2 protein-coding genes are annotated in these 2,017 nt (G+C 40.1%); both read left to right on the forward strand.

Annotated features, from left to right (window positions below; genetic code table 11):
* Positions 1-343 precede the first annotated feature (343 nt).
* Positions 344-1,156: a stalk domain-containing protein gene (locus tag OB236_RS14245; RefSeq protein WP_262684601.1), complete on the forward strand. Its 813-nt coding sequence runs from the start codon at positions 344-346 to the stop codon at positions 1,154-1,156.
* Between the two features lie 107 nt (positions 1,157-1,263).
* Positions 1,264-1,959, forward strand: coding sequence for a polysaccharide deacetylase family protein (locus tag OB236_RS14250; protein ID WP_408638472.1), 696 nt, complete (start codon positions 1,264-1,266; stop codon positions 1,957-1,959).
* The last annotated feature ends 58 nt before the right edge of the window (positions 1,960-2,017 follow it).

Below are 2,017 nucleotides of genomic sequence, written 5' to 3' on the forward strand. Positions count from 1 at the left end.
ATTTTCGACATTCCGTCAAAAGCGACCTGATCAATATAACACATTCATTCATTCAATTGCAAGCTTTTTTTTCATTAACTTTTTTAAAGTCTTTCAAGTCATTTCGTTTTCCGTACCATCTTGCGGCCGGATTAACAATATACCACATCAGTCTAGATAATTGCAAGCTCTTTTCAAATTTATTTGTGTAGTTTGTTATTAACATTAAACAATCCAATTTCAGGTATTTATTGGTTGGTTTTATACATTGTCCTATTTCCTTGTTTGTGTTAACTTTTAAAAATGCCATCTGAGAGTGTCCTTTAAGCCTGTTTACCCTCACTTAAAGATTCGGAGGAATTGAATGAGACGTTTTACAAAGCTATTTTTATTGTCTTCAGTTGTGTTGTTATCTTATTTTACCTCGGTAAGTAGTATTCATGCAGCCCCACCACCAGCAAACGACGTTAAGGTACAAATCAATGAACAGTTGGTTACTTTTCCTGATGCCCAGCCATTTCTGGATAGCAATCATCTCTTGCAAATCCCGGTGCGTACTTTAAGTCAGAAGCTCAATTATGAAATCAATTGGGAACATAAAGAACAATCAATAAACATCACCATCGCTAAAAGCGGTCACACCGTATCCTTTACTACGGGTACCAGCATAGCCACAACTAACGGGAACCCCCTAATCTTGGATTCAGCACCCCAATTGATAAATGGTACTACCTATGTGCCTTTACGTGATCTTGCAGATGCTTTTGGTATCCGACTACAGTGGGACGCCCAGAATCACATTGCGATATTAAATCAGGATGGCAAGTATCACGCTCCCTCTTGGTATGCCCCGAGCTATAAGGTCATCGATGGAACTGCAACCGCCTACACTGGATCATCCGCTGAAAATGGTGGCTACGCAGGCAAAGATTTTTTTGGTAATCCATTAGCCGTCGGCAGTATTTCTGTCGATCCCAACATTATTCCATTAGGCTCCAAAGTATATATAGAAGGTTATAACTACGATGGTCTTCCCTCTGGTGGTTTGTATGCGACCGCTACGGACACAGGCACTGCTGTAAAAGGAAATAAGATCGATATCTATGTTTCGGACAACGCTATAAAAGCTGCTCAGTTTGGTATCCAGCAAGTAAAAATATATATTTTGAACAATTAAGTTTTCCTGAGAGTGATTGCCTAACCAGCGATTACTCTTTTTTTGTATAATCCGAGGGGTCCATGACAAACTAAAAGCTATCAAGACTTAGAGGAGTGGAGCGTTTGATAAAAGTATTGATTGGAAAAATACTGCTTTTGATCTTGGTATTAGTAATAACTACAGCTGCCTCCGCCAATCCCAACAGTGAGGTGGTTTGGAATGTAATAACTGATAAAAAGCTGATTGCCATTACTTTTGATGATGGTCCTAACCCTATTTATACCCCACAAATTCTGGACCTGCTCAAAGCGCACCAGGCCAAGGCAACCTTTTTTGTTTTAGGAAAAAGAGTACAAATGTATCCAGCCCTCGCCATACGTGAGGTAAATGAAGGGCATGAAATAGCTAATCATACCTTTGACCATCATTATTTGAAAAATGTACCACCGGAGAAGCTGATTGAGGAAATACGCCAAACTCAAGATATTATTTTTGATGTAACGGAGCAAATGCCTCACGTCTTTCGTCCTCCAGGAGGATTCTATAACGATGCGTTGCTTCAATTAACTGGGGAGGATAAGCTAACCGTTGTGATGTGGTCCTGGTATCAGGATACAAAGGACTGGAAACGGCCAGGCGTGGATAAAATAGTGAGTACGGTGCTCTCGAATGTCCATAATGGAGATATTATATTATTCCATGATCTTCAGGGGGATTGCAGCCAAACGGTTGAAGCCCTTCGACAAATTTTACCAGAGCTTGGAAGGCAGGGTTATCAATTTGTCACTGTGACTGATCTCATCGCTCGAACCAAAAAGTAGATAAAGTTATGTTTTTCCATACAAAAAAGCAGTTGATCACTGAGATCAACTGCTTCAT

The sequence above is a fragment of the Paenibacillus baimaensis genome (assembly GCF_025567575.1).